The sequence below is a fragment of the Proteus sp. HMSC14B05 genome (assembly GCF_001808035.1).
Classification (GTDB): Bacteria; Pseudomonadota; Gammaproteobacteria; order Enterobacterales; family Enterobacteriaceae; genus Proteus; species Proteus mirabilis.
The window spans coordinates 1-1122 of sequence record NZ_KV791974.1 but is presented as its reverse complement, the minus strand read 5'-3'; the positions used below and the strand labels follow the sequence as shown (position 1 = coordinate 1122).

The 1122-nt window shown below is 30.4% G+C and carries 1 protein-coding gene; it reads left to right on the top strand.

Annotated elements, in window-relative coordinates; genetic code table 11:
* Positions 1–255 precede the first annotated feature (255 nt).
* Entirely contained in the window at positions 256–801 is a 546-nt protein-coding gene (locus HMPREF3129_RS03970) for a fimbrial protein (protein ID WP_231338104.1), read from the top strand.
* Positions 802–1122: the final 321 nt, after the last annotated feature.

Here is a 1122-nt window from a genome sequence, read left to right as displayed (position 1 = left end):
ATATAATTACACAAAAAAAACCTCTGTTTTTTTTAAAAAAAAACTCAACAGATAAATACTTCACTGTTTACCTATACTTTGATATTTAAATCTAACTTACCCACCATATAAAGTATCTATTTCTAATTATTTAATAAATAAATATTTATTATAATTACATATAACTTGTCAAGATTCACGTAAATAAATATTATTATCTCGCTCTTAATTATGAGCAAATTTGTAACTACAATTAATACTTAAATGGACTTTAAAATGAAAAAATCATTATTTTCACTATTAATTCTATCTACACTTTCTTTATCAACACAAGCTATTGCACAACAGATTCACCTTGGTGGTTATAATATAGATATCCAAGGCAGAGTAATTGACGAGAAACTAACTTGTGTCGTTCAAGATGTTGCTCCAATTCAATTGGATGATGCTTACATTGATTCTTTACTACTTACTCCTGAAAAACGATTTAGTGTGGATTTTTCTGGCTGTACTAATCAAGAAAGAGCAAGAAAAGTCAAAATAGTTGTTGCACGACAAAACACTACTCATTTAATGAATGCTAGTTCGACAGCAAATGATACCAATGCTCGAGTAGCATTATTGGGTTCTACAGGTGAACTTGTTCCACTTAATGGTGAGCGAGAACAACGTACATTTTATTCGGATGTTGCCGGTGATAGTGGTAGATTAGTATTTTCATTAAAATATGATAGACCTGAATCGATTGATGATGCTGTTACCGCAGGTGCTTTCAAGGCTACCTTATCTCTTGATGCTTACATCACTGATAATATCCAATAAAAACAGCCAAAACTAAATATAATTCTGCTTTAATTTTCAACCCAATAAAAAGTCGGGGAAATACCGGCTTTTTATTTATGGATTAATACAATAAATAACTTATCTAATGGTTTATTAAAAAATATAAGATTATAAATTGGCAAAAATACCATCAAAATGACCTCATTACCCTACGTGATCTGGCAAAAGATCCCATTCCCATTTTAGATCAAGCCATATTATTTGCTTTTGGCAAAGATACGGCTATATATAATTTCTCCATCATCTCTCAGTTAAAACATTCTATCGATTTTATTGCGCGTGCAGGCGAAACTTTTAAAT

Coding starts and splice junctions, on each gene's coding strand:
- HMPREF3129_RS03970 (WP_231338104.1), top strand. CDS start 256: ATGAAAAAATCATTATTTTCACTATTAATTCTATCTACACTTTCTTTA.